We start from the raw sequence: 24,029 nt of genomic DNA on the forward strand, positions 1-24,029 counted from the left end.
GCTTACCCCTCAATGTGACGACCATGCGTTTCACGCAAACCTGTTAATGCCAGTAAAGCAATAATTAAACCGACTGGCAACATCAGAGCCGCGTATTGATAATCGCCCAGCGAATAAACAGGCACACCCTGCACCATCTGCATCTCGCCATGGTGCATCAGCAGTTGGCTGAACACATTTTGGTAAACAATGTACCCGCCCTGGGTCAGAATGGAAATGACACTCACGGCCGTCGCCGTAATCAGCGGCGAGCTGCTTTCTGCCACCAGCGCATAACTTATCACCTGTGCCGCCGTAAAAAAACCAAGGAGGAAAAACAACACTTTCATGACAGGCAAGGACACGGGAACAAACAAAATAACCAATACTGTGGCCAATGACGCGAGGACCCCGATTTTCATTGGCATGATGCGAAGCGCGAGTTTATCAGAGATCCAGCCAATCACAGGGCCGCCGAAAATGGCGCCAAGGAACAACATGGTATTGACCAGCGAGGCCTCTTCTTTACTGATATCCAGACGCTGCATGAGATACAAGGAACCCATCATGGCGCCAAAAACAGCGATCGCCATGTTCATAAGGCTGGTATACAGAGCCGCACGCAGGTTCTGGGAATTCAGATAGGCTTTGCGGATGATGGTTTTGACGTCAATTTTTTTAGAGTCGCCCGTGACCGTCTGTTTTTTCTCGACAATACCAAAACACATGAAAATCAGCATGGCGGTACCGAGCCAACCGACCTGAATCAAGGCGTCACGCCAACCGACCTGTGCGACCAGTTTGGTAAGCGGGTATTGCGACAACATGCCGCCCGTCATGGCCATGGTTACTACTGCACCGGTAATCATCGCCATCCGGCGCGGGGGAAACCAGCGTGAGGCAATCCGGATAGGCCCAAGAAAACAGAAGGCACTGCCAATACCAGTGATGAACCGGCACAGCAAGGCTAAATAAAACGATTGTGCATGAGCCAGAATAAACGTGCTGACGACACACAGGAACATGGCAAACAGGATGGTTTTTTTATTGGAGTATTTATCAAGCACCATACCGGCGACAAAGAGAAAAAGAACATTGGACAGGTAATAGATACTGGACAAATACGCCATTTTATCCGCCTGAATCTGAAAGTCGTGCATGATGTTGTCGGCAATGGATGCAAACATATTGCCTTGAATGAACTCATAAAAGAAAAAAAGCGACGCGCTAAAACAAACCACCCAGGGTAAAATACGAAGTGACGCTTTGGTTTCTTCCCTATACTCACCGACCATCTGCATAAAAAACTCCTCTGTCCTAACGTTTGCAGTAAGTTTCACGGATTAACAATACCGCTATCAGCGCAGCGATCACCGTCAACGGGAACATCCACATCGCGAATTGAAAATCAGCCACCGTGTACTGTTGCGCCGCCGTGCCGGCATGATGCTGCATCAGCCAGCCAAACAACACCTGACCGACACCGCCCCCGCCCATAATTAAAGTAGACGCCACACCCGTTGCCGAGCCGGTATTGTCCGGATCATTGCTTTCCGCAATCAAAGGGTAGCTAATGACCTGAGTGCTGGTAAACAAACCCAGGGCAAAAAAGAGAAGGCCTAACTGCGTTTGTGAAAGAGCCACGTCCAGGAACAAGGGGACGATCGTGATTAAGGTCGCCAGGGCACCCAAAATCATCAAGGGCTTACGGCGGCCCTGGCTGTCAGACAACCAGCCCACCAATGGGCAACCGATGATGCTGCCAATGAAAATCAGACTGACCACGTTACTGGCAGCCATGTCCGGCAAGCGATGGACAACCTGCAGGTAGCTTGCGCCCCATAAGGCACAGAGAACCATGATGGGAAGATTGAGCAGGGACGTGTATAAACCGGAAAGCCAGTTCTGACGATTGCGCAAGGCCTTAACAAAACCCGGCAGTACAGCCTGGGTTTGGATTTTGCGCTCAAGCCGCGTTGAATGGGGGCTGTCTTTAACAATGATGTAAATCCAAACCAGCAGCAGGGCGCCGGCCGCGCCGTCGATAAGCAATGAATTGCGCCAGCCATAAGTTTCGTTCAGGTGGGCAAAGGGCGTGTGAGCCATCATGCCGCCAATAAAAGCCATGGTTACCAGACTGCCGATAACCAGCGCCTGACGGCGCGGAGGGAACCAGTGGGAAACTAAAACAACACAGGACAGAAAACAAAACGCATTGCCAATGCCGGATAAAAAATGAAAAAACGACGCCAATAAAAAAGAGTCGGTCAAGGCAAAACCAACCGTACCAATCACGCAGATAAACATAGCGGAAAGAATAACCCGGCGTATGGAATAACGATCAAGAATAATTCCGGCAGGCAACAGAAAAAGAATATCGGCCCAGAGGTAGGAGCTTGACATCCAGCTAAGCTGCGTCGCATCCAGATGAAAATCGTCGCGCAGGGGCTGATTGATGACATCAAAAATATTGAGCTGGAAAAACTCATAAAAGAAAAACAAACCGGCTGACAGGCATACAAGCCAGGCCATCAGGCCACCACGAGGCAAAACGACCCCCGAATTCACCGTCGCTGAATCAGACAATGTTACTCCTTAATACGGCGCGCGAAAGTTGCGCGTTATTGTATCAAAAAATAATGCGAAAAGGTATCGTTATTGAACAATTTTATGGCACGGGTTGGGTTTCAGACACCGTTTGAGCGCTTTTAAAATGGCGTCTACAGGTGGAAACATAGCTTTCGTTGCCGCCGATAAACAATTGCTCACCTTCAACAATCACTTCACCGGCCGCATTGATGCGTCGATTCATTGTCGCTTTACGGCCGCAATGACAGATGGTTTTAATTTCAACCAATTCATCCGCCCAGGCCAGCAGGTATTGACTGCCCGTAAACAGTTCGCCGCGAAAATCCGTACGTAATCCATAAGTGAGCACGGGAATGGCGAGTTGATCGGTAATCTCCGTCAGTTGATAAACCTGTTCCCGCGTTAAAAACTGTGCTTCGTCAATCAACACACAGGCATAGTGCTTTTCGGTTCGGCTTTTCAGAACATGCGTATACAGGTTGTCTTGCGAATGAAACGCATAGGCAGGCTCGGACAAGCCGATGCGTGAGGTGATTGTCCCGTATTGGTAACGATTATCAAGGGCCGGCATCAGGAGCAGGGTCTGCATGCCTTTCTCCTGATAGTTATGACTTGACTGGAGCAGCACCGTGCTCTTGCCGGCATTCATTGCCGAATAATAAAAATACAGTTTTGCCATGATATACCCTGTTTCGCTGGGTGGCACTATTAAACGTCTAAAACCGGTATTAATCAATTATCGATGAATTTTCCAGCCTGTGCCCGCTAAAGCAAACCGATGGTTTTTATTCAACTCTTTAATTAATAGGACATTTTACTGATTGTCTATACTTAAATCACAGAGATGAACGGAGAAAGACATGGAAAACCTCAATGGTCTAAAAGTCGCTATTCTGGTGGCCAATGGTTTTGAACAGGTGGAACTGGTTAAACCACGGCAAGCCCTGGAAGAAGCCGGTGCCAAAACATTTTTGATCTCTCCTGAAAAGGACGCCCTGCAAGGATTCAATCATCTGGACAAAGGGGACAGGTTTACAGTCGATATCCCCTTAAAAGAAGCCAAGGCAGACGAGTTTGATGCCTTACTGCTGCCTGGCGGTGTGGCCAATCCTGACAGACTGCGCCTCTTTCCCGAAGCCGTGTCCCTTGTCAGAGAGATGCACAGGCAGCATAAACCCATTGCAGCCATTTGCCATGGCCCCTGGTTACTCATTAATGCGGATGTGGTAAAAGGCCATCAGGTGACGTCCTGGCCTTCCATTAAAGCCGATTTAATTAATGCCGGCGCCCATTGGGTGGATAAAGCCGTGGTTTGTGATGACCTGATTTTGACCAGCAGGAAGCCGGATGATATTCCTCAGTTTAACGAGGCAATGCTTAAACTGTTCCACACTGAAGCCCATCAGGAGGAGCGCTCCTGATGGCAGCGCTGATGAAAAGAGGGAATATGCACCAGAGCATATTCGGCCCCCCGGGTTTGTACTCCGCTGCGATTTCCGGGGAAATGCCGGGTTTGTGAATAGATAACCGGCGTTTTGTCGACTAAAAATCCCCAGGCAAAACAAATGGTCCCCTGAGGGATGCCATCCATGGTCCCAGGTCCTGCCACGCCCGTAGTGGCGACAACGACGTTTGCCGCACTTTGCTTGAGTGCACCCAATGCCATCTCGTGCGCCACTTCCTCACTGGTTAATCCGTAGCGATCAATGGTTTTTTGTTTAACCCCCAATAACCGCTTCTTGGCGGCTTCGGAATAAACCACATAGCCCGCATCCAGGCAGGTGCCGCTGCCCGCGATTTTGGAAAGCAGATGAATGATTCTTCCGGCTGTACAGGATTCGGCCGTGGTTAAAACCAGCTTATGCGCTTTAAGATAAGCCAAGACATCCTTCACTGGGTTCATAAAGCCCTATCCCGTTGAATAATTGATGGTATTAAATCAATTTTAGCTGTGGTCAAGCGGAAAGCCAGCAATTAATACGTCTCCGGTTGTTTTTCAAGCAACGCCTCATTGGCTGCCGTTTCCTTGGCCATCAAATAATAATGAATCAGTTCCGGGAGATTTTTCATTTTCAATTTTTTCATCAGGTTGGAGCGGTGAATTTCAACGGTTGACAGTGCAATGTCGAGCACATAGCTGATTTCTTTGTTCATTTTACCTTTAATAATGAATTCGAGAACCTCTTTTTCTCGTGGTGTTAATGTCAATAAGTTGGTTTTAAATTGACTGATGATATTGGCTAAAGGAATTAATGAAAAAGATCGCTGCACAGCCTGGAGAAGAATTTGGTTATTAAACGGTTTGGAAATGAAATCGAATGCGCCAAGTTTCATGGCTTTAACTGCCATTTCAATGTCGCCATGAGCCGTGATGAAAATGACAGGCAGCGTCGTGTGCTTTTTCATTTTCTGATACAGTTCCAAACCACCCATGTTAGGGAGACGGATGTCTAAAAGGATGCAGCCATTTTGAATGGTGCCTTTGTCAAATTCCTCAAGAAAAGCAAGGGGGTCCGAAAAACTGCACACCTCAATTTTAACCGACTCAAACAAAGCCAAAAGTGCTTTGCTGATTGACGCATCATCTTCAACCAGATACACACGGAGAACATTCCTATTCATCATTCATCATCCTAAGGCCAATGGCAGGCCAATAATCCAATTATTTATCATGAATCATTATTTCAACTCATTATCAATAATATAATTGCCTGACACCAAATTACAATATAAAATTACGTCCTTAAAATTTAAATTTAAAAAAAGCAAAATGGCTCTTTTTATCTATTTTTTATGGATATTGAATGGATGAATATGTGGTAAAAAAAATCACTCAAACTCCAGATCATTTTGCTGCTGATGAACAACCGTCAAGCCCATCGCCTGACAAGGATTATCTCACGGTCCTGCACAAAATAAGCCTGCGTCTTCGTAACCGTCATGCACTTTCCTCCCTGTTACAAACGTTAAACAGGGCCTTCGTGAAATTCGCCAGGGCAGACAAGGGTAATATCCAGCTTTATGATCCGCTTTCCCACATGCTTCATACCGTCTCAAGTCATGGTTTTAATAAGGAAATGCGACAATCCTTGCCGCTTCTCAATGAGGAACAAAGCCCCTGCAGGATGGCGGCCATGGATGCCAAAACCATTCATGTGGATTTGATAAATGATTCGGCATTTGATCACCCTTGTCCCGCGATGGCCTGGCTTATGAAAAGCGGGATTTGCAGCATGATGACGATTCCGATTATCGCCTATGGCCGCCTGTTGGGAGTCATCGCCCTCTATTGGAAACGCCACTGTTACCCTGATCGTAAAGTGCTTACCATTTTGGACTTGCTGGCCCATGAAACTGCTAATCTGATTCAGCATCGGCAACATGAAGAAATACTTCAGGCGCAAAAAATCAAGGCAGAAGAGAGCAGCCATGCCAAAGATTTATTTTTAGCCACACTCTCCCATGAGCTCCGCTCGCCACTGACGGCGATTTTAACCTGGGCTCAGTTATTGAAAAGCCAGCACATCTCCAAAGAAAAACTGGCCATTGGTTTGAATGCCATTGAAGACAGCGCAATGACCCAAAACACCATTATTAATGATTTAATGGATATTTCAGGAACGATCCTCGGCAAGATTACCCTGGACATGCAACCGGCCGATCTGAGTCAGCTCATTCGCCTTTGCGTTGACTCCATAAGGGCCTCTGCGGAAAAAAAATCAGTGTCTCTCCGCATGTGCTGTTCAAAGCCCCTGATTGTCTCCTGTGATCAGACCCGGATCAAGCAGGTTTTTTCAAACCTGCTTGCCAATGCGATTAAATTTACTCCTGAAGGGGGAGAAATCACAATCCAATCGCAATCACACATCCACCCCAATCAGCGCTTCGCTGAAATTGTTGTGTCTGATAATGGCAAAGGCATAAAAGCCGAATTTTTATCCAGCATTTTTATGCTTTTCAACCAGGGATTTATAAAACAACGGGAGGGGTTTGGTCTTGGACTGGCTCTGGCTAACAATTTAATTAAACTTCATGGCGGCACGATTAAAGCTCACAGTGAAGGTGAAAACAAGGGAGCATCCTTTACAATTCAGTTGCCTCTTTTATGACTTTTCCCATTGTATGTCAACCGAATTTAAACCATGGGAAACCCTAATCACCTCCATTAAAACCGCTATTTATTAATTCATAAATACCCCTATATTTAATAATTAATGTCCGGCAAGGCACTGTGTTTTTGAAACATATCTAAGATAAAGGAATGAATTATGAACATCATTATCCCCATGGTTGGATCAGGATTACGTTTCAAAACCTCAGGATTTACGCGACCAAAACCCCTCATCATGGTTGCCGATAAACCGATGTATAGGCAGGCCGTGGATTCACTGCCGCTGCATTTGGCCAATCCCTTGATTTTCATTATAAAGGATGATGAGTTTTCAACCCTTTTAACCGAAGACATACGCACTCATTACCATGCATTTTACCCCTGTATCATTAATCTGAAAGAAGACACCCGGACACTGGCCGAAACCCTTTTAACGGCAGTGCCCTACCTCAACCTTCAATTACCTTCCCTCATCCATAACTGCGACACCCATATTCAGGTTTATTTTAATTGGCAAATTCTGCTGGAATGGCAAATTGACGGCGCCCTGCTGCTGTATCATTCGCACGATCCTTCATTGCTGTTTGCCGAAGTGGATGATCAGGATTTCAAGGTGAAATCGCTGCGGCAAAAAATAATTGCAAATAACGCGCTTCTCGATACTTTTTTTATTAAAAACACCCACCAATTAATCCCGTTACTTAGCGAAGTAAAAGCGGGTGAAAACCGCGGCAACAATCCTTTGTTTGAGGTGTATCAAAAAATGATTGAGGATGAGCATTACATTATTCCCTTGTGGGTAAAAAAAGCCCTTCACTTCGGCACGCCTCAGTCGCTGGTCTATTCTTTAAATCAAATCCTGTTACGGCCACTCCACTTCCAACAACTTTTCCTGGAACCAAAAGGCCTTAAAAAAAATATATTTCTAAACGAATAGCAGTGTCTTTGTTGGGAGATTTGGATATGGAAATTTTAAATATCACTGTTTTGCGTGGCCCTAATTATTGGTCAAATACCCGTTGTAAACTGATTGTTATCAAACTGCATCTGCATGAATTCGAGCGATTACCTACTAATGCCCTTCCGGGTTTTAATGCTCACCTAAGCGAATTGCTGCCCTCCCTACACGAAAACTATTGCTCAGAGGGTCATCAAGGCGGATTCTTAAAGCGGGTTAATGATGGCACCTGGCTTGGGCATGTTATTGAACATGTAGCCCTTGAACTGCAATGGTTAGCCGGTATGGAATGCGGTTTTGGCCGAACTCGCTCCACAGCCGAACCGGGTGTTTATCATGTGGTGTTTTCCTATGCCTTTGAAAAGGCCGGCGTCTACGCAGCAAATCGTGCGGTTGAACTGGTTAGAGCCCTGGCCTGTCAAAAAAAATACACGCGGCTCACGGAGGACATCCGCTGCCTGCGAGCTATCAGGGACGACGAAAGCCTCGGTCCAAGCACTCAGGCCATTCTTATTGAAGCTGCAAGGCGTAACATTCCTTTTCGCCGCCTTGACTCAGGATCACTGATCCAGTTAGGTCATGGCAGGCAGCAAAAGCAGATCCGCGCAGCAATCACTTCAGATACCAGTTCCCTCGCTGTTGATAACGCCAGCGACAAGGAGCTCACCAAAAACATCCTGGCCGCCGAGCTTATTCCTGTCCCCCAGGGCGTGGTCATTAGCGGCTTGCCTGAACTTGATGCAGCGCTTAAAAAGGTGGGATTTCCCTGTGTCATTAAGCCACTCAACGGTAATCATGGCCGTGGCACTACCACGCATATCCTAACCAGGGAAAAAGCACGTTCGGCATTGAATCTGGCGCAGCAGGTCTCTTCCCAGGTCATTGTTGAAAAATTAATTGAAGGTCATGATTACCGCTTTCTGGTAGTCAATTATAAATTGGTTGCCGTGGCTCAACGCTTGCCGGCGGCCATTGTCGGCGACGGCACATCGACGATTCAGAAACTGATTGATGTCATTAATCAACAGCCGGAACGGGGACGATCCCATGAGAATTATTTGACTGCCATCTCCGTTGATGATGTGACGCTGGGTATTCTTAAGGAAAAAGGCCTGAATTTAGACAGTGTCTTGTCAAGGGGCACTGTTTTACGTTTAAAGCATGCCGCGAACATCAGCTCCGGAGGGACCTCAGCCGACGTCACAGCCGATGTACATCCGGCGAATGCCTTTATGGCTGAACGCATTGCGCGGCTGATGAACCTCGATGTCTGCGGTATCGACATCATGGCGCAGGATATCCGTTTACCGCTTACTGAAGGTCAAGGCGCTGTACTGGAAGTGAATGCCAGTCCGGGGTTACGCATGCACCTGCGCCCCACTCGCGGTCAGGCAATCGACGTGGCTAAGCCCATCGTCGACATGCTCTTTCCCGATAACCAATCCGGGCGAATCCCTCTTGTCGCCGTGACCGGAACCAATGGAAAAACAACCACCGTCCGGTTGATGGCTCATTTTGCCCGTCAAGCAGGCCATCAGGTCGGCTTTACCACCACGGACGCCGTCTACATTAATCAGAATCCCCTTTACCTTGGCGACTGCAGCGGCCCTTTTTGCGCCAATCTGGTGCTGCGTGATCCCTTGGTTGATTTTGCTGTTCTGGAGTGCGCGCGTGGAGGTATTTTACGGGCCGGGCTAGGATTTGACCAATGCCAGGTCAGTATCATTACCAATGTGTCCTCTGATCATTTGGGACAGAATGACATCCACACCTTAAGCGACATGGCCCGTGTCAAGGAAGTCGTTGCCCGCAGTACCATGACGACAGGGTATGCGGTGCTCAATGCCGACGATGAATTGGTATTTGCCATGAAAAAATCCCTCCGGTGCCAGATTGCCCTCTTTAGTATGCACAAGGACAATAAACACCTCCATGACCATTGCCGGACAGGGGGTCTTGCCGCTTACATTGATTCCGGCCAGCTGATAATCCGTGCGCATGATGAAATCATTCCCATGCAAAGCCTGGAAAACATCCCCATAACCCACGGCGGCAAAGCGTCCTGCATGATACAAAATGCACTGGCCGCGACCCTGGCTGCGGTGGCCATGAATTTCAAAAAAACGGACATTGCCGCCTGGCTCACTACCTTTTACCCCACCCCCGAGATGATTCCGGGGCGAATGAATGTCTATTCGTTTAATCATTTTCACGTCATGCTGGATTATTGCCATAATGAGGCGGCGTTCATTGAATTGCAGAAGTATTTAAAGCAACTGAAATGCTCAAAAAAAGTCGGGATTATCGCCGCCACCGGCGACAGGAGTCCTGAAGACATTAAAAAAGTAGGGTTTTGTGCAGCCCAAATGTACGATGAAATTATCATTCGCCACGACAGCGACGGGCGTGGTCGAAGCAATGAGGAACTGACCGAGCTAATCGTTCAGGGTATTGATGAGGCTGACGCCAAACTGGTTAGGGAAATCCAGGTTATCCCCAATGAAAAGGAAGCGCTCAGCCATGCTCTGGAAAAGGCAAAACCCGGAACGTTTATTGTGTATTTTCCTGAGGATGTCCTGGCGGCTACAGCCCATTTAAAGACACTTCACAAGGAATGGAATGCTGATTATACCTCGGCTTAAGGAGCGGTCATGTATGCCAAAGGAAAATTACTCATCATCGGTGGCGCGGAAGACATGGGAGACAAGATTCCCTCCGCAAGCAAGAAGAATCAGGGCGAATTGCAGCGGTATGAGATTTTGCGCGAATTGTTCAACGCGTCTCGCAATAAAAAAATTGAAGTCATTACCTCGGGTTCACGGTATCAGGAGGAAGTCAGGCAGCGGTATGAAAAAGCGTTTCGCGACATTGGCTACTTACACTCAGGCTTCATTCAAATTGAAGACAAAATGGAAGCCAGGGAAAAAATCTACCTGGATCGCATCGAGCAGGCTGACGGCATTTTTTTCACGGGCGGCGATCAATTCCGCCTGGCGACCATTCTTGGCGGCACGCCGCTGATTGATCGAATCAGGGAACGCTATGTCAAGGATAAAACCTTTATTGTAGCTGGCACCAGCGCCGGAGCCATGGTGATGTCATCCATTATGATCACTGAAGGCGGTGTGGAAGAAGCGCTGATGGAGAGTGATTTAAAAACCTCTTCCGGGCTTGGCTTTCTGCAAAACTGCATCATCGATACCCATTTTATTAAACGCGGACGCTTCGCCCGTTTGGCACATGCCATCATCATTAATCCGGATCAATTAGGCGTGGGGTTAGGTGAGGACACAGCACTTATCATTAAAAACGGTTCGGAAGCCGAATGCCGGGGCTCTGGCATGGTTGTCATCATTGACGGCAAGTCAATTCGCCAAACCAATATCACCACCGTCAAGGAAGATGACGCGGTGTACGTCGAAAACCTCAAGGTGCATTTACTGGTTAAAAATTGTCGGTTTTCCATTAAAACACGTAAACTTTACAATCCAACGTTAAAGGAATAACCGCAAGGGGTTTAGCATGAATAAAATCGCAATGGCCGTTCACGGCGGTGCAGGAGAGATCTCGGATTTTATACTATCCAATGAAAAAAAATGCGAGAAGGGGTTACAGGAGGCACTGCTCACCGGCCATCGCATTCTTAAAAACGGCGGCAGTGCGCTCGATGCCGTGGAGGCAGCGGTCTGCGTGCTTGAAGACGATCCGCACTTTAATGCGGGGCGCGGGTCCACGCTGAATTGCCATGGAGAAATCGCAATGGATGCGTCCATTATGGATGGCAAAACCTTAAAAGCCGGTGCCGTGTCCATGATTCGTGAGGTTAAAAACCCCGTCAGCCTTGCGCGAAAAATCATGGAAAAAAACCCATCATGTTTTTTTATCCGGCTATGGGGCCCTTGAGGTGGCGAAGTATTTCAATCTTCCCTTATTGCCTGAGTCTTATTTTATGACGGATTATCAATACCAGCAAAACCAAAACCGGCAGCAGGAAACGTTTGACGACATCCTTAAAAAAAAATGCCGCGGCACGGTGGGCGCTGTTGCCATGGACAGTGAAGGCAATCTGGCTTCCGCCACGTCAACTGGAGGCACCAGTCATTGCCTGCCGGGACGCATTGGCGACAGTTGTGTGATTGGTGCAGGTTGTTATGCAGACAACCGCAATTGCGCCGTCTCAGGCACCGGCGAAGGGGAAGCGTTAATTACAGGCGTAGCGGCCCATACCATTGCCATGCTCATCGAGCTTCAGGGCTACTCCCTGCAAGAGGCCTGTGATCAGGTTATTAAAAAACGTCTCCCTGCATCCCAAAGGGAAATGGGAGTGATTGCCATTAACACGCAAGGCAATATCAGTGTGTCATTTAATACCGAAATCATGAAAAGAGCCTGGATCGATAATCAAGGACAAATGCATTGCAAAATATTTAAATGATTTAAAAATAAATTTCATTAATTAAATAAAATTATGGAGGGTTTTATGATATTAAATGATGGCTATTTTTATAAATTATCAGAGCTGTATACGCTGGAAGTTACGGTTATTGAAGTCCTCTTTATCGCATTGCGGCACATTCAATCCGACACCCTCCGCTCAGCGATAGCGGACATGAAGGCCAAACACCTCGTCTTACGGGATGACATTGCCGCGTTTTTAAAAAAAAGACAACTTCCACGCGTGGAACCGGCGGAATTATCGCTCCTATCCATCCATTCCGAAGTGATTTTTGCATCGCTTTTTGATGACCCTATGATTCTTTTAATTATTGCCGATCATGAAGCCCAGTTACATAGGGCCTATGATCATTTAAAAAATTGCCGGAAAGCGTCATTATTTATTAGAAAAATCATTATTGATGGCTGGATAAATACTCGAGAAAACGGGGAATATATTCAAGCGTTTTTACCGAAAAAATTTCTGGTAAATTTCTGATATTTTTCGCTTAATTGACACGAATATTTAAGAATTGCCACGGGTCACTCTGATCGATTTTTTCGTTGTACAGTTGTTGGCGATCTTTCAGCGGATTCCAATGCGTGTAATAGCCAGACACGTTGCCAAGATAAGGCAAAGCGATTTTTAAAATGTATTGATAGTCAATGTCTTCAGGCTCGACAATACCGCATTCCGGATACTTCATGGCCCAAAGCACAGCCGCAAGTACCCCGGCGGCCACTTGCAGGCTGGTCGCATTGTTATAGGGCACCTGCTTTCTGGCATCGTGAATCGACAATTGCGATCCAAACCAGTAAGCCCCTTTCTTATTTCCCATCAACAGCACCCCTAATTCATCCATGCCATCAATGATGTCATCGACAATCAAGCGATTATGATCCTCCTGATTCATGCCATTCTGCCACTCCATACCATTGTACTCATGCAATGACAGGGTCGCATCAGGACAAGGGAAATAGGCATAATGAACGGTGGGGCGATAAATGACATTGCCATTGCATCGAATGCTTAAATAGTCAGCAATGGAAATTGATTCGGCATGGGTGATTAAAAAGCCATGAAATGGACCGAGTGTGGGGGTCCAGGTACGCACCTGCGTCGTGGCCCCTGGCCGGTCAAGATAAATGGAGCAATTCGAACCGAAATCATAGTGATGTGCGTCTTTTGGCCAATGGCGTTCATGCGTTCCCCAACTCAATTCTGCCGGCTGTCGAGCTTCCGCCATAAAACCTGGCACCGACCAGGTATTCACAAATTCACCCGGCATTTTAGGTGTTGCGGTGATTTGGGTATCCCGCTCCGCGATATGGATGGCTTTAATGGTCAATTGCTGTGCCAGATGTGCCCAATCCTGTGCGGTTTCGAGAGGGCATACCGGCAAATCATTGTCGCGGGCCATGTTCCATAAAGCCTGTTTGACAAAATGTGACACGAGACCCGGGTTAGCCCCGTGGGTAATCACCGCGGTACTCCCCGCTTTTCCTTTCATCGCGAGCATTTCCTCCCGCAAGGCATAATTGGTGCGTTGGGAAGCGGACAGGGATTGGTCAGTGTAATAACCTTCCCAGGGTTCAGTGCTGGCATCAAGGTAGAGTACTTTTTTTGCCTGACACAAGCGGATTAAATCGGCGCTGGCAATTCCTGTTGACAGATTGATTAAAAAATCGCCAGCCGAAAGTTCTTCCTCAAAGAAGGACTTGTAATTCTCGCGTGTGACCTCAAGCAATCTGAAGTTTACATCCAGTTCCTGAGCAATGGTTTCCTCCTCCGCTAATTTCGAAACCACTCGCACCTGTTGGGGTTGAAGCACCAGATGCCGGGCAAGAAGCGGAAATATGGCTTGACCAATGCTGCCAAACCCAAGAATGACGATTTTTCCTGCAAATTTGCGGTATTTTTTGTAGCGATTCATAGCCATTTTATTCTTCTCCTGCCCTGAAACACCAGGCTTAACCTCGTTGTCAGAACGCCCCGGTTTTAAGAATAAATCGCGTGGTATACCTAAATTATATCAGGGGTTGTGATTTTAAACTGAGAATTTTGTTAATAAATAACTCAAACGCCATTCAATGCGGTTTACGCAACATCGAGCTTAAGGCGATGGCCGTAGCGAGCACTAGAACAATAAAACCCAGTGTCATCAACACCGGAATTTCTATGTAAGCATGGATAAGCATTTTAATGCCAATAAAAATCAGAATAATAGCCAACCCATGACTTAAATAGGCAAACTGCTCTTTCATGTTGCTGATGAGAAAATACAACGTTCTTAAACCCAGAATCGCGAAGACGTTGGACGTAAACACAATGAATGGATCACGGGTAATCGCGAAAACCGCAGGGATACTGTCGATAGCAAAAATCAAGTCGCTGAATTCGATAAACAACAAAGCAATAAACATCGGCGTCACATACCATTGTTTATTGTGCAGGATAAAAAAACGGCCATCAATTTTCTCATGAGAAAGACGAAAAATTTTTGCAAAAAAGCGGATTAAAAGATTAGTTTCAAGGCTTTTTTCTTCATTTCCCAAAAAAAGAATACGTAACGCTGAAATCAACAGTAACACGCCAAAAACATAAAAGATCCAGTCAAAGCGGTTGATAAGCCAGATACCAAACAAAATAATAACTAAACGCATGAAAATGGCACTGATAACACCATACTGCAGAAGTCGTCTCTGGTGATGGGCAGGAATGGAGAAATATTGAAAAATCAGAATAAAAACAAAGAGATTATCCACAGACAGCGATTTTTCAATCAGGTAACTGACTAAAAATTCAAGCGACTTTTCATAGGCAATGGCCGGTCCGAAGGTGTGATAAAGGTAAACCCAAAGCACAAGATTAAAACTTAAAGCGAGGCTCACCCACACGGCAGTCCATGACAGTGCCTCGCGTGTTGAAACCCGATGACTTTTCTGCCCTCTGAGGAGCCACAGATCAATGCCCAGGACGACAGTGACCAAGAGAAAAAAGAGACACCATAACCATGTTTCATTAATGACCGGCATGGGCATGTTTTATTTATCCTTTTCTTTCAATAGTAGCGGGTATACCCCACACCTGCCAATTCATTGCTTGTTTTTCAGGATCGAGAGGCATTGCCTCAAAATGATTAATTAATATACAATATGACGCATGCCTGTCAACACAAGGCCGTTTGTGTCTCTTCAATCCCTAAAGCACTGTGGCTGGATAGCCTGTCTGTATTTCTTTCAAAGCCTGCCCTACATGGTGGTCGCGACCATGGCCGCACTGTGTTACCAGCATTATGGACTTGGGAATGCAACGGCGACTCTGTTAACCAGCCTGTTCATGCTGCCCTGGTGCATCAAACCCGTATTCGCACCCATTCTTGAGAAGCAGTCGAATAAAAAAACCAACCTGCTGATCATTCAGGGGGGGCTGGTGAGCGTGGTTTTTCTGCTTGCCCTGACGACTAACTCGTCCTTTTTTCTGCCACTGTCCATTCCTGCATTCCTGGTTCTTGCCCTGCTCTCCTCCATGAATGACATTCTGTCTGACGGGCTTTACCTGTCGCATTTACCCGAGAGGGAGCAAAAGCGTTATATCGGCCTTCGCAGTGGCTTCTACCAATTGGGCCGCATGACCGTAAAAGGCGGGTTATTGACTCTGGCTGTTTTCCTGGCCTCCCGCACCGCTCTTCCTGTCTGGTCGTTGTTTTTCAGTCTGCTCACCCTGCTTCTTGTGACCTTCGTCCTGTTACATGCCCTTTTTATACCCAATGGCCATCAATCCCTCCCTGTGCCTCAGAAAACGGACCTGGGCCTCCAGGCATTGTTCCTGCAGAAAAAGTGGCATAGCCCGCTGTTTTTTATTTTTATTTACAATCTGACTGATGCTCAGATTCAAAAAATGCTGCCGCTTTATTTGGTTGATCCTCAGGGCATGGGGCTGTCGTTGCCGCAATTTGGGATGCTTTATGGGATTTTTGGCAGTCTGGCGCTGATTTCAGGCATTTCCGTGGCCGGGTATCTGTCAAGCCGATGGGGTACTTCGTCCTGCCTTAAGAAGTTAACATTCCTCATGATTCCTGGTCATTTGTGTTTTTTTTTAATGACCCATGTCCACGCCCATCCCTTGCTGTGGGGATTCGTTCTGCTTGGGCAGCTCATCGCAGGACTCCTGAGTGGCGCCTACATGACTTACCTCCTTCGCGTTGCCAATCAAAGCCCTTACCCCATGTCCATGTACACGCTGTGCACCTCCATTATGGCATTGAGCTACATCGTGTTTGGCGCCCTGAGCGGCTTCATTCAACACCTGATGGGGTACTCCGGCTTTTTCTTAGCCATGCTCAGCGCAAGCAGTTTTCCCTTGCTTAACACCTGCAAAATGCTTAGGCAACCCTTACCAATGTCCCCTGATCAATCCGGCCAGGGCCTGCGACAATCGCGTTAAATTTTGCTAGACTGATTGTTTGTTTCTTATTGCTTATGCCAGTTAAGGAGATCAGCATGATTCCAGTCAAAGGATACGCCGCACAAACGGCCAAAGCCCCCCTCACCCCGTATGCATTTGAACGACGCGAGGTGGGTGAGCAGGACGTGCTGATTGATATTCAATTTTGTGGCATTTGCCATTCCGACATCCACCAGGCCCGCGAAGAATGGGGCGGCGCCTTGTTTCCCATGGTGCCTGGCCATGAAATCATAGGGGTTGTCAGTCAAATCGGCGCAAAAGTTACTCGATTCAAAGTCGGCGAGCGGGTGGGTGTGGGTTGTTTTGTCGATTCCTGCCGGCGGTGTGTCAACTGCCAGGATGGATTGGAGCAATTCTGCAGTGAAGGCATGACCACCACTTACAATAACATGGAACGCGACGGCAGCCGCTTGACCCAGGGCGGTTATTCTTCGCGCATTGTTGTCGATGAACATTACGTGCTGCGTATACCAGACAATCTTCCCCCCGATGCCGCAGCACCGCTGCTTTGTGCCGGGATTACCCTTTATTCACCACTCAAACACTGGAAAGCCGGGCCTGGCAAAAAAGTGGCTATCCTTGGTCTGGGCGGTTTAGGTCATATCGGGGTTAAAATTGCGCATGCCCTGGGTGCGGAAGTCAGTGTACTCAGCCACTCATTAAGCAAGGCAAACGATGCCAAACGCTTAGGCGCCGATGCCTTTTACGCAACCACGGATGCCAAAACATTCACGCAGCTGGCAGGTACCTTTGACCTGATGATCAATACCGTCTCTGCCAAAATCAACTGGAACGATTACCTGAAACTGCTTAAACGCGATGGCACCATGGTCATTGTCGGGATTCCGGAGCACGATATCCCGGTCAAAGCCCTGTCACTCATCGGCGGCAGAAAAAGCCTCGCGGGCTCCCTCATTGGCGGTATTCAGGAAACGCAGGAAATGCTCAATTTTTGCGGACAGCACCAGATCGTCTGTGACATTGAGCGCATTTCAATTCAGCAAGTGAATGAAGCCTATGAGCGGGTGATTAAAAGCGATGTGCGCTATCGTTTTGTGATTGACATGGCGAGTTTATAACACCCTGACTGTGTTGTTTTTCAACAGCCAGGTGACTATACTAGGCCGTCTTCACTGATCAAGAGCATGTGTATGAATCCTGATATTCTTGTTATAGGTGCCGGGCCTATTGGATTGTTAAGCGCCATTGAAGCGAAATTACACAATCCTGAGGCAGAGGTTGTTATTTTTGAACGCAATAAAGAATACACCCGCCATCATACCCTGTTAGTCGACCGCCGCGCGTTTAACGGATCTCACCCCTGATGAACGCCTGCAAGCTATTGTAAAGGATTTTCATGGTCCTGTGCCCACCTCGACTATCGAAAGCAAACTCAAGCAGTTAGCCGATGAGTTGAGGATTCCCATTGAATACGAAAAAATCGACGATCCTCAGACGCTCCTTGAACGGTTTCCGTCTGCCCACACCTTGATTGGGGCGGATGGCGCACACAGCACCGTCAGAAAAAAATTCTTTGACGATAAAAAATCAGTCGATAAGAATCTGCAATACATTGTTGAAGTGAAATACCATGTTCGCGGCAAAACCAAACCGATTCCGCTCACCACTTATGCTCCTGCGTTAAGCCAGACTGAGCATTTCGTATCCGAACAGATAGGACGTAAGAAAAACGGTAAAACCCCCGTCTCTCTTTTCTTTTTTGTGGACAAAGACACTTATCAGGAGGTGTATGCCAAAAAGAAACTAAAACTTAAGGATTTTGTTCAACCTGAAACCCGCAACATGACGCGGTTGGCCAACAGCATCCGCCCCTGGTTGGCGCTTCGCCGTGAAGCACTTAAAGACCAGTTGGTCGAAAACAGCGAAGCCATAGCCGGTGTGGAACTGTCGACCTATTGCACCGCCACCTTCGCCAAACAATTACCTGGCAACAAACGTGTCATTCTCTTGGGCGACGCAGGCTCAGGCGTGCCGTTTAACCGTGCCTTCAACGCCGGTGTGGAACGCACCATCCTCGCGGCAAAATCGCTGGCCTTTCCTCCTCAGGCAGACGAGGAACAACGCATCAAAGCCATTAATACCGCCCTGCATGAGCAGGTACAGAACGAGATACGGCGCGCGAATCGCACCAATCACAAAGTGCAATTTGGACGATTCCTCGGTGATGTCAAACGCGGCCCTTCCTACGCCAGCGCCGCGACCTTGCTGGATGAAGGCTTACTCGCAGACATGCAGAATGCACGAGTTGAACAGCCCTCGTTTGCCAGCCGCCACCCGCGTGCCATGACCACCTTCGGCGTCTGGCTGGTACTCACTGTGGTTGCACTGGTGGTCTTCCCGTTTCTTTTTGCATCGATTTATACCGCCATTGCCGCGGCGATTCTACTGCCCCTGGCTGTCATTGCTCTGGGTGTCGCCTTGTTTCAAGGCCTGTCCTATTGCTTTAAAGCCGATGAGGCAGACGACCAGCAGCCAGAGCCCCTGCCCTTCCCCTGGGAAGAAACGCTGTCTGAAGAACAGGTTCAACAAATTCAGCAGGAACGACAGTTGGATCAGGCTAAATCGGCATTAAAAGACGATAAGGCCTATCTCGAGATTAAACAAAAGATAAAGGAAGAAAAAGAATCATTGAGTAGACTAAGGGATCATCGTGAGTTTGTGGCAACCACTGAAAAGCCTCATGGCCCTCTGGTGAGCGTATCTCTTCCCATGTTATTTCCTGATGCGAGAGTGCACTTTCCTCCCGCGTTGCAGGAACAGCCCCCTTCGGCCGAGGAGATGAAAGGCCATGAAAAGCGATTGAAGCAAATTGATGGGGACATTGAGAAGCATGAGCGCGAGTTAATGACCTATAAATTAAAGAAACTGGGCCTGCTGAAACAAAAAATGTCCCCTTCAGATGGCAAACAGGAAGTGCCCGTAAACTTGCAATTCAACGCCTGATTTTCCTCCGGCTGCAGGCAGAACCGCCTGCAGCTGCCCGAAACCCGCGGTATTTCAACCTTAAAAAAGATTAAAAAATAAACTTTTTGCAAAGTATATGCAAATTTAGTGTTAATCCTTTCACCCTTAAGACTCTCTTAAGACAGCAAGTCTTACCATGAACTTACTGATTTTAATTAACGAGAGTAGTACCATGAAAACCAACGGCAAAAGCGAAAAAACAAGCTTCCTTAAAGACTTTAGTAAGGCCATCCTTGGCAACTTTACTCAGGCCATGGAAGTCCGAAGTATAAAGAATGAATCCGGAGCCGATTACCCGGGTTACCATTGTCCGCAACGCAAGGACTTAAATGACCAGTTGAAACAATTTGGCCCTGACCATCACCAATCCATTGCTGACATCAATGACGGCCATGACATGGTTAAAACCCCTCTGGATCCTTTAGCTAAAAAATCCTTGTTAGATCAGGTAAAACAAAACCACGAAGAAGGCTTATCGCCTTTCCAACCCCATGCCCACAGCCAAAGCCAGGAAAATCAAAACGCCTATGCTTTTTTCCAGGCGAGCAAGAAATCCCATCGCGCGGAAAATCTGGCTGGCGCCTTTATTCACTTTTGTAAGGGCTTATCAGACGGTATCAGCCAGGAAATGCTGCCTTCTGAGGAATTCAAAGTCAAGTTCTCCGCCAAATGATAATCGGCGAGGCAGTTCTCCTTTAAGAACTGCCTCTTTTTTTATACTTGAAAATGAGGTTTGACAACCTCAACGGGTTTAACAATGGATTCACTGACAGCAGGAAAAAACCCGGCACTTCGCGCGACAATGACATTTTTGGGCGGGCGCGACGGATCAGGCTGAGTACTCACGCTTTTCTTGAACGCGTCAAACAATTCCTGGCAATTTCCCTTTTTTTCTCCATACTGTTCTTCTGCATCAAATTTAACACAATCCTTTTGTTGGCGTTTGAAATAAATTTGATGATAAGGATCGCTCCCTTTCGCTTCACCTTCAACGGGAAAGGTAATCAGATTATGCTCGCCCAAATCATTAAGCGTCAGGTTTTTAAGTTTGGACGCCGGAATTTGGTCGACCAGAAATGGCGTTTCAGTATCAATAAAGGCGGAATGCTTGCCATTGCTTCGATCGATTTGGCGAATAGCCTCCTGATGCCCCTCTACCTCAACGGCTTTGTAATAAACCGTTTCATTACTTTGTTCAAATAAAGTGGTTTTTTTTGCCCCACGAAGATGTTCTTCAGCTACCATGTTCGTCAAAGGTCCGCATAGCCCATTCTCTTCGTCTTTATTCAAAGCATGCAGCATGTCGCCTTGAGATACAAAAGGCTGCTGGGCAGGTGATGAGGCATGGGCTCCTTTTTCGCGTTTAAACAAGGAAAACATAAACATCCTTAACATAAAATTAACAACCTTGGTATTTTATACCGATTGCTGCCTTTTATCCAAATAGCAGGCAGATAACAGGCCTCATTGCAAGTGGGCATAAAATTCGGCAAAGCGTTCCTTATCGTGTCTGGACATGCGCTGAATGCCATAACGTGCTTTCCAGATTTGGCGAATGGCCAGTTCCATGCGGGAACGAGTGGCTTTCAACGCAATGGCCCATAGATGTGCAATAAAAGCGCAGCCTCGTGTTTTGGTGTCGATATCCAGCCAATAAAGCGCCTGCTTGAATCGCTTCAAGTCGTCTTTTTTGAGTAAATAGGCCATGCGCGAATCCGGCGTAAGTAAGCCTCGACGCGTTAACAGTTTCCTTAGGAACGAATGGAATCGTGCCGAATCGCGGCGATGGCCGCCATAATGGACATTAATCGATTTGAAATACACTTTAAGCGGGTGTTGTGTCGAGGAAAAGGCCTGCATCTCATCCAGAATAGCTACAAGGGTTTGTTGGATATGACGCACCTGGCGTTGTTTTGGAAAAATTAAATAGTCCAGTTCTGCATCCAGAAGCAAGTATTGTATTAGGGGGGGATTTTCCCTGCCTTGAGGCAACCAGCGGATCGCTGCCCTGTAATACCTTTTTTTATCCATCATGGCTAAGCTGCAAGGGGCTGTATTTAAAATTATAGCCCTGGCAAAGCGTCATCCGCTTCGTAATTCAAGGAGAAAGCTGCATCTCTGAGTCATTGCATGCTGTGATGGTGCAAAAGCCCTTGGTTACTAACTCAAAGCCGATTTCCAAACGGGTAAACAAGGCCTTTAAATGGTTTTTAAGCGGCACCATGGCTTCCCTGTCTGCACCCTCAGTAAAAAAATTCAGCAATTGGATGACGGCTTCTTCCTGTTTTTCTTTTCCAGGCATTTCCAGAGTCAGAAATAATTGACTTTGCGGCGGCAGGTGAAGTTTATAAAGGGTTGAATGCAGTTGCAGCACGCGTTGGGCCAGCAGGCAGAGCGCCTGTAATTCCTGATTGTAGTGAATCAATTCCGTAAGTCCGTCCTCAACCACACGAAGTAACAGGCCCTGATAGCCTGCATTATCAGGGAAAATCTTGATAATCTGATGGACGATGGCTTCATCCAGCGTTTTAATCGTTTGAGCAAATGATAACGTCACCAGCGGCAATGCCTGCTGTAGTTTGAGCTTACCAGGTTCCACGGCCGGCTTAAAAAACCAGTTGGCGGTCGAGACAAGGAGGCCTGGCATCCAGGGTGCGGGGCTTTTGGGCGTTTCACGGGACCACAGTAATTCTTTTTTTATTTGAGCAGAAGCATGGTCCAGCACCATTTGAAAGGCGCCGGAATAATCCGAAAGAATGGTGGTCAAGGTTAATTTTGGATTCGCGAGTGAGTACTCCAGGGTGCGTAACTGCTCCATCCCCGCTTTCACACGCGCCTTTTCGAGTTGGAGACGCTTAAGGGTCTTAAGGGCGGTGCAATCCTCGCTTATCACACCATGCAATTGGGCCAGTTTGCCCTGATGCGTTTTCTTTTGATGAGCAACAGGCTGGTATTTTTGTTGGAAAGCCTGAAACCAGCACGGCGGTTGCTGATGGAGCAGGACTTCCTCCTGCACAGGCGATTTTTGATCCCCCTGCGGGACCAACTGTAGCCATAGTTCATGAGCGGTTTTCAATAATTTCAACGCCTCACTGGCGATGTTTTGTAATGGAATAAAACGCGAAGCCAGTGTTCTATTCAGGGTGCTCAGGTTGGATACGGTCGCGGTTAACAGTTTCAGTAACAGGTAAAAGACCAGGCATAATTTTCTTGCCTCATCCCTGTCCTGGTAGGCTTCAGGCTTCAGGCTTAACCATCGGTTTAAGTGATCAATCAGTTCGAAAGCGCCCTGTGCCGGGTTCTCTCGCGGCGTGGCATAAAGCCTGGTGATGATGGCTTCAAGGGGCTTTAAGCACAGGCTTTCTGCACCCGTGGTGTCTTTGAGTGTTTGCAGGTAATCGCTTAACCGTAATTTTGCGAATAACAACATGCCGAAAGAACGGCCATTGTATAGATCGAGCGTTTTGAATAGACCATAAGGCGCTTCGTTTAAATGAGTGTCAATTAACGACGGCTCTACGCCTTTCTCCTTCAGGTAATCAACCAGCAGCAGGGCCGATTTCAGCAGGTGTTGTTCTTTCATGGCCGCATCCTGCCCTCGCCAATGACAAAAGGATGACCAATAAGTTGACATTTTTTGATCGTCTGGCATACATGCGCTTATCCGGGGGGATAATCAATCCCAGGCCATAAATTCTTCTATTTGAGTATCATAAAACTGCTTAAGCCGGCGTTTAATGGAACCGGTTTTACCGGCAGACTCGGGATGCAGCGCGTCATCGAGGCTCACAAAGTGATAACCGTTCTGACGATAAAGGTTAATAATATCCGGCAGGGCGTAAGCATTCAGCAGGTTGGCGTGGATCAATAAAATCTGGGGTTGATCCGGTTTGTGAATAACCCGGTTGTGTTCTTCGGCTTTGAGCGTCTGCTCCCAGATAAAATCGATATAACAGGGTTTAAGCACCCCCATAAAAAAGCGGCGCTCTTTTTCAGGAACCGACATTAACAATTGGTTAAAAACAAAATCACGGCTGTCGATCGTGATCGGAGCCACATGGTAATGTTTTTTAGCGAGGTAATTCATCACACGTTCTTTTTTTTCACCCTGCCCCACCACCAGGTAAGGAAAGCGGAAATATTTAGGGCGGGTTAACACCGGCTTTAAAATGTCATCGGCCTGTTTGATCTCGTCGATGTAGGCCTGGGTGTCCATGCGATTAAGATTAGCATGGGTCAGCGTGTGGTTACCGACGCCAAATCCTGAATCGCGAAACTTCTTGAGCATGGGCATGTTGCCCTCGGTGACTTCGCTGGCAATAACAAACCCTGTCACAGGCACACCATTCGCCGTTAATGTTTCAATGATTTTATTAAGATGGAAATTTTTGCTTTCACCGACAAAAGGAAGATCATCGATAGTAATCGCCACCGCACGCTGAGCCTGAGTGATTTTGGTCGTTAAACACAACAGTAAGCCCATCATTAATAAGGTTTTTTTAAAA

At 47.2% G+C, this 24,029-nt stretch carries 23 protein-coding genes and 1 pseudogene; 13 read left to right on the forward strand and 11 right to left on the reverse strand.

Going from position 1 to position 24,029, the window contains the following annotated elements; genetic code table 11:
* Positions 1–2: 2 nt before the first annotated feature.
* The 3 genes and pseudogenes from GH742_RS13150 to GH742_RS13160 form a co-directional block, all read right to left on the reverse strand.
* Positions 3–1,280, reverse strand: coding sequence for an MFS transporter (locus tag GH742_RS13150; protein ID WP_203455345.1), 1,278 nt, complete (start codon positions 1,278–1,280; stop codon positions 3–5).
* A 16-nt stretch (positions 1,281–1,296) separates the two neighbouring features.
* Positions 1,297–2,565 carry a nitrate/nitrite transporter gene (locus GH742_RS13155; RefSeq protein WP_370569494.1) on the reverse strand — a complete coding sequence of 423 codons (1,269 nt, stop codon included), beginning with the start codon at positions 2,563–2,565 and terminating at the stop codon, positions 1,297–1,299.
* Between the two features lie 35 nt (positions 2,566–2,600).
* A pseudogene (locus GH742_RS13160) lies at positions 2,601–3,247 on the reverse strand (thymidine kinase).
* 181 nt (positions 3,248–3,428) lie between these two features.
* Between GH742_RS13160 and GH742_RS13165 the strand changes: the two are divergent.
* Entirely contained in the window at positions 3,429–3,989 is a 561-nt protein-coding gene (locus tag GH742_RS13165; protein ID WP_203455347.1) for a type 1 glutamine amidotransferase domain-containing protein, read from the forward strand.
* Here GH742_RS13165 and GH742_RS13170 read toward each other — a convergent pair.
* A complete protein-coding gene (locus GH742_RS13170) occupies positions 3,971–4,471 on the reverse strand; it encodes a CinA family protein (RefSeq protein ID WP_203455348.1) in 501 nt (166 codons plus the stop codon). The two genes, GH742_RS13165 and GH742_RS13170, sit on opposite strands and share 19 nt — an antisense overlap.
* Positions 4,472–4,542: 71 nt before the next feature.
* Positions 4,543–5,193: a response regulator transcription factor gene (locus tag GH742_RS13175; RefSeq protein ID WP_203455349.1), complete on the reverse strand. Its 651-nt coding sequence runs from the start codon at positions 5,191–5,193 to the stop codon at positions 4,543–4,545.
* 179 nt (positions 5,194–5,372) lie between these two features.
* Here GH742_RS13175 and GH742_RS13180 point away from each other — a divergent pair, with 179 nt between their 5' ends.
* The 7 genes from GH742_RS13180 (at position 5,373) to GH742_RS13205 (ending at position 12,570) form a co-directional block, all read left to right on the forward strand.
* Positions 5,373–6,677 carry a GAF domain-containing sensor histidine kinase gene (locus GH742_RS13180; protein ID WP_203455350.1) on the forward strand — a complete coding sequence of 435 codons (1,305 nt, stop codon included), beginning with the start codon at positions 5,373–5,375 and terminating at the stop codon, positions 6,675–6,677.
* 159 nt (positions 6,678–6,836) lie between these two features.
* The gene (locus GH742_RS13185; protein WP_203455351.1) at positions 6,837–7,616 is read left to right on the forward strand and encodes a hypothetical protein; all 780 of its coding nucleotides are present in this window, start codon (positions 6,837–6,839) and stop codon (positions 7,614–7,616) included.
* Between the two features lie 26 nt (positions 7,617–7,642).
* Positions 7,643–10,279, forward strand: a complete 2,637-nt coding sequence (cphA, locus tag GH742_RS13190; protein WP_203455352.1) for a cyanophycin synthetase — start codon at positions 7,643–7,645, stop codon at positions 10,277–10,279.
* 9 nt (positions 10,280–10,288) lie between these two features.
* Positions 10,289–11,143, forward strand: coding sequence for a cyanophycinase (locus GH742_RS13195; protein WP_203455353.1), 855 nt, complete (start codon positions 10,289–10,291; stop codon positions 11,141–11,143).
* Between the two features lie 16 nt (positions 11,144–11,159).
* A complete protein-coding gene (locus GH742_RS15760; RefSeq protein ID WP_255536056.1) occupies positions 11,160–11,540 on the forward strand; it encodes an isoaspartyl peptidase/L-asparaginase in 381 nt (126 codons plus the stop codon).
* Complete coding sequence (locus GH742_RS13200; protein WP_255536057.1) at positions 11,479–12,072, forward strand: isoaspartyl peptidase/L-asparaginase; 594 nt, start codon at positions 11,479–11,481, stop codon at positions 12,070–12,072. Before GH742_RS15760 ends, GH742_RS13200 begins: the two co-directional genes overlap by 62 nt.
* 45 nt (positions 12,073–12,117) lie before the next feature.
* Positions 12,118–12,570, forward strand: a complete 453-nt coding sequence (locus GH742_RS13205) for a hypothetical protein (protein WP_203455354.1) — start codon at positions 12,118–12,120, stop codon at positions 12,568–12,570.
* Positions 12,571–12,580: 10 nt separating this feature from the next.
* On the opposite strand, the gene GH742_RS13210 is transcribed toward GH742_RS13205, so the two are convergent.
* On the reverse strand, positions 12,581–14,011 hold the full coding sequence (locus GH742_RS13210; protein WP_370569496.1) for a homospermidine synthase: 1,431 nt from the start codon (positions 14,009–14,011) through the stop codon (positions 12,581–12,583).
* Positions 14,012–14,159: 148 nt separating this feature from the next.
* The gene (locus GH742_RS13215) at positions 14,160–15,107 is read right to left on the reverse strand and encodes a TerC/Alx family metal homeostasis membrane protein (RefSeq protein WP_203455355.1); all 948 of its coding nucleotides are present in this window, start codon (positions 15,105–15,107) and stop codon (positions 14,160–14,162) included.
* A 127-nt stretch (positions 15,108–15,234) separates the two neighbouring features.
* Between GH742_RS13215 and GH742_RS13220 the strand changes: the two genes are divergently transcribed.
* The 5 genes from GH742_RS13220 to GH742_RS13240 all read left to right on the forward strand — a co-directional run bounded on the left by GH742_RS13220 (position 15,235) and on the right by GH742_RS13240 (position 20,197).
* Positions 15,235–16,518, forward strand: a complete 1,284-nt coding sequence (locus tag GH742_RS13220) for an MFS transporter (RefSeq protein WP_203455356.1) — start codon at positions 15,235–15,237, stop codon at positions 16,516–16,518.
* A gap of 56 nt (positions 16,519–16,574) precedes the next feature.
* Entirely contained in the window at positions 16,575–17,618 is a 1,044-nt protein-coding gene (locus GH742_RS13225) for an NAD(P)-dependent alcohol dehydrogenase (protein ID WP_203455357.1), read from the forward strand.
* A gap of 72 nt (positions 17,619–17,690) precedes the next feature.
* Positions 17,691–17,864 carry an NAD(P)/FAD-dependent oxidoreductase gene (locus tag GH742_RS13230; RefSeq protein WP_203455358.1) on the forward strand — a complete coding sequence of 58 codons (174 nt, stop codon included), beginning with the start codon at positions 17,691–17,693 and terminating at the stop codon, positions 17,862–17,864.
* 40 nt (positions 17,865–17,904) lie between these two features.
* Positions 17,905–19,503, forward strand: a complete 1,599-nt coding sequence (locus GH742_RS13235) for a hypothetical protein (protein ID WP_203455359.1) — start codon at positions 17,905–17,907, stop codon at positions 19,501–19,503.
* Between the two features lie 157 nt (positions 19,504–19,660).
* Positions 19,661–20,197 (forward strand): hypothetical protein, encoded by a 537-nt coding sequence (locus tag GH742_RS13240; protein ID WP_203455360.1) that lies wholly within the window; start codon positions 19,661–19,663, stop codon positions 20,195–20,197.
* A 41-nt stretch (positions 20,198–20,238) separates the two neighbouring features.
* Here the strand turns inward: GH742_RS13240 and GH742_RS13245 are convergent, their stop codons facing one another.
* The 4 genes from GH742_RS13245 to GH742_RS13260 form a co-directional block, all read right to left on the reverse strand.
* Entirely contained in the window at positions 20,239–20,904 is a 666-nt protein-coding gene (locus tag GH742_RS13245) for a hypothetical protein (protein ID WP_203455361.1), read from the reverse strand.
* An 84-nt stretch (positions 20,905–20,988) separates the two neighbouring features.
* A complete protein-coding gene (locus GH742_RS13250) occupies positions 20,989–21,558 on the reverse strand; it encodes a hypothetical protein (RefSeq protein ID WP_239005223.1) in 570 nt (189 codons plus the stop codon).
* Positions 21,559–21,622: 64 nt separating this feature from the next.
* Positions 21,623–23,107, reverse strand: a complete 1,485-nt coding sequence (locus tag GH742_RS13255; RefSeq protein WP_203455362.1) for a hypothetical protein — start codon at positions 23,105–23,107, stop codon at positions 21,623–21,625.
* A gap of 93 nt (positions 23,108–23,200) precedes the next feature.
* Positions 23,201–24,010, reverse strand: a complete 810-nt coding sequence (locus tag GH742_RS13260) for a polysaccharide deacetylase family protein (RefSeq protein WP_239005336.1) — start codon at positions 24,008–24,010, stop codon at positions 23,201–23,203.
* Between the last annotated feature and the right edge of the window lie 19 nt (positions 24,011–24,029).

The sequence above is a fragment of the Legionella sp. MW5194 genome (assembly GCF_016864235.1).
Lineage (GTDB): Bacteria > Pseudomonadota > Gammaproteobacteria > Legionellales > Legionellaceae > Legionella_C.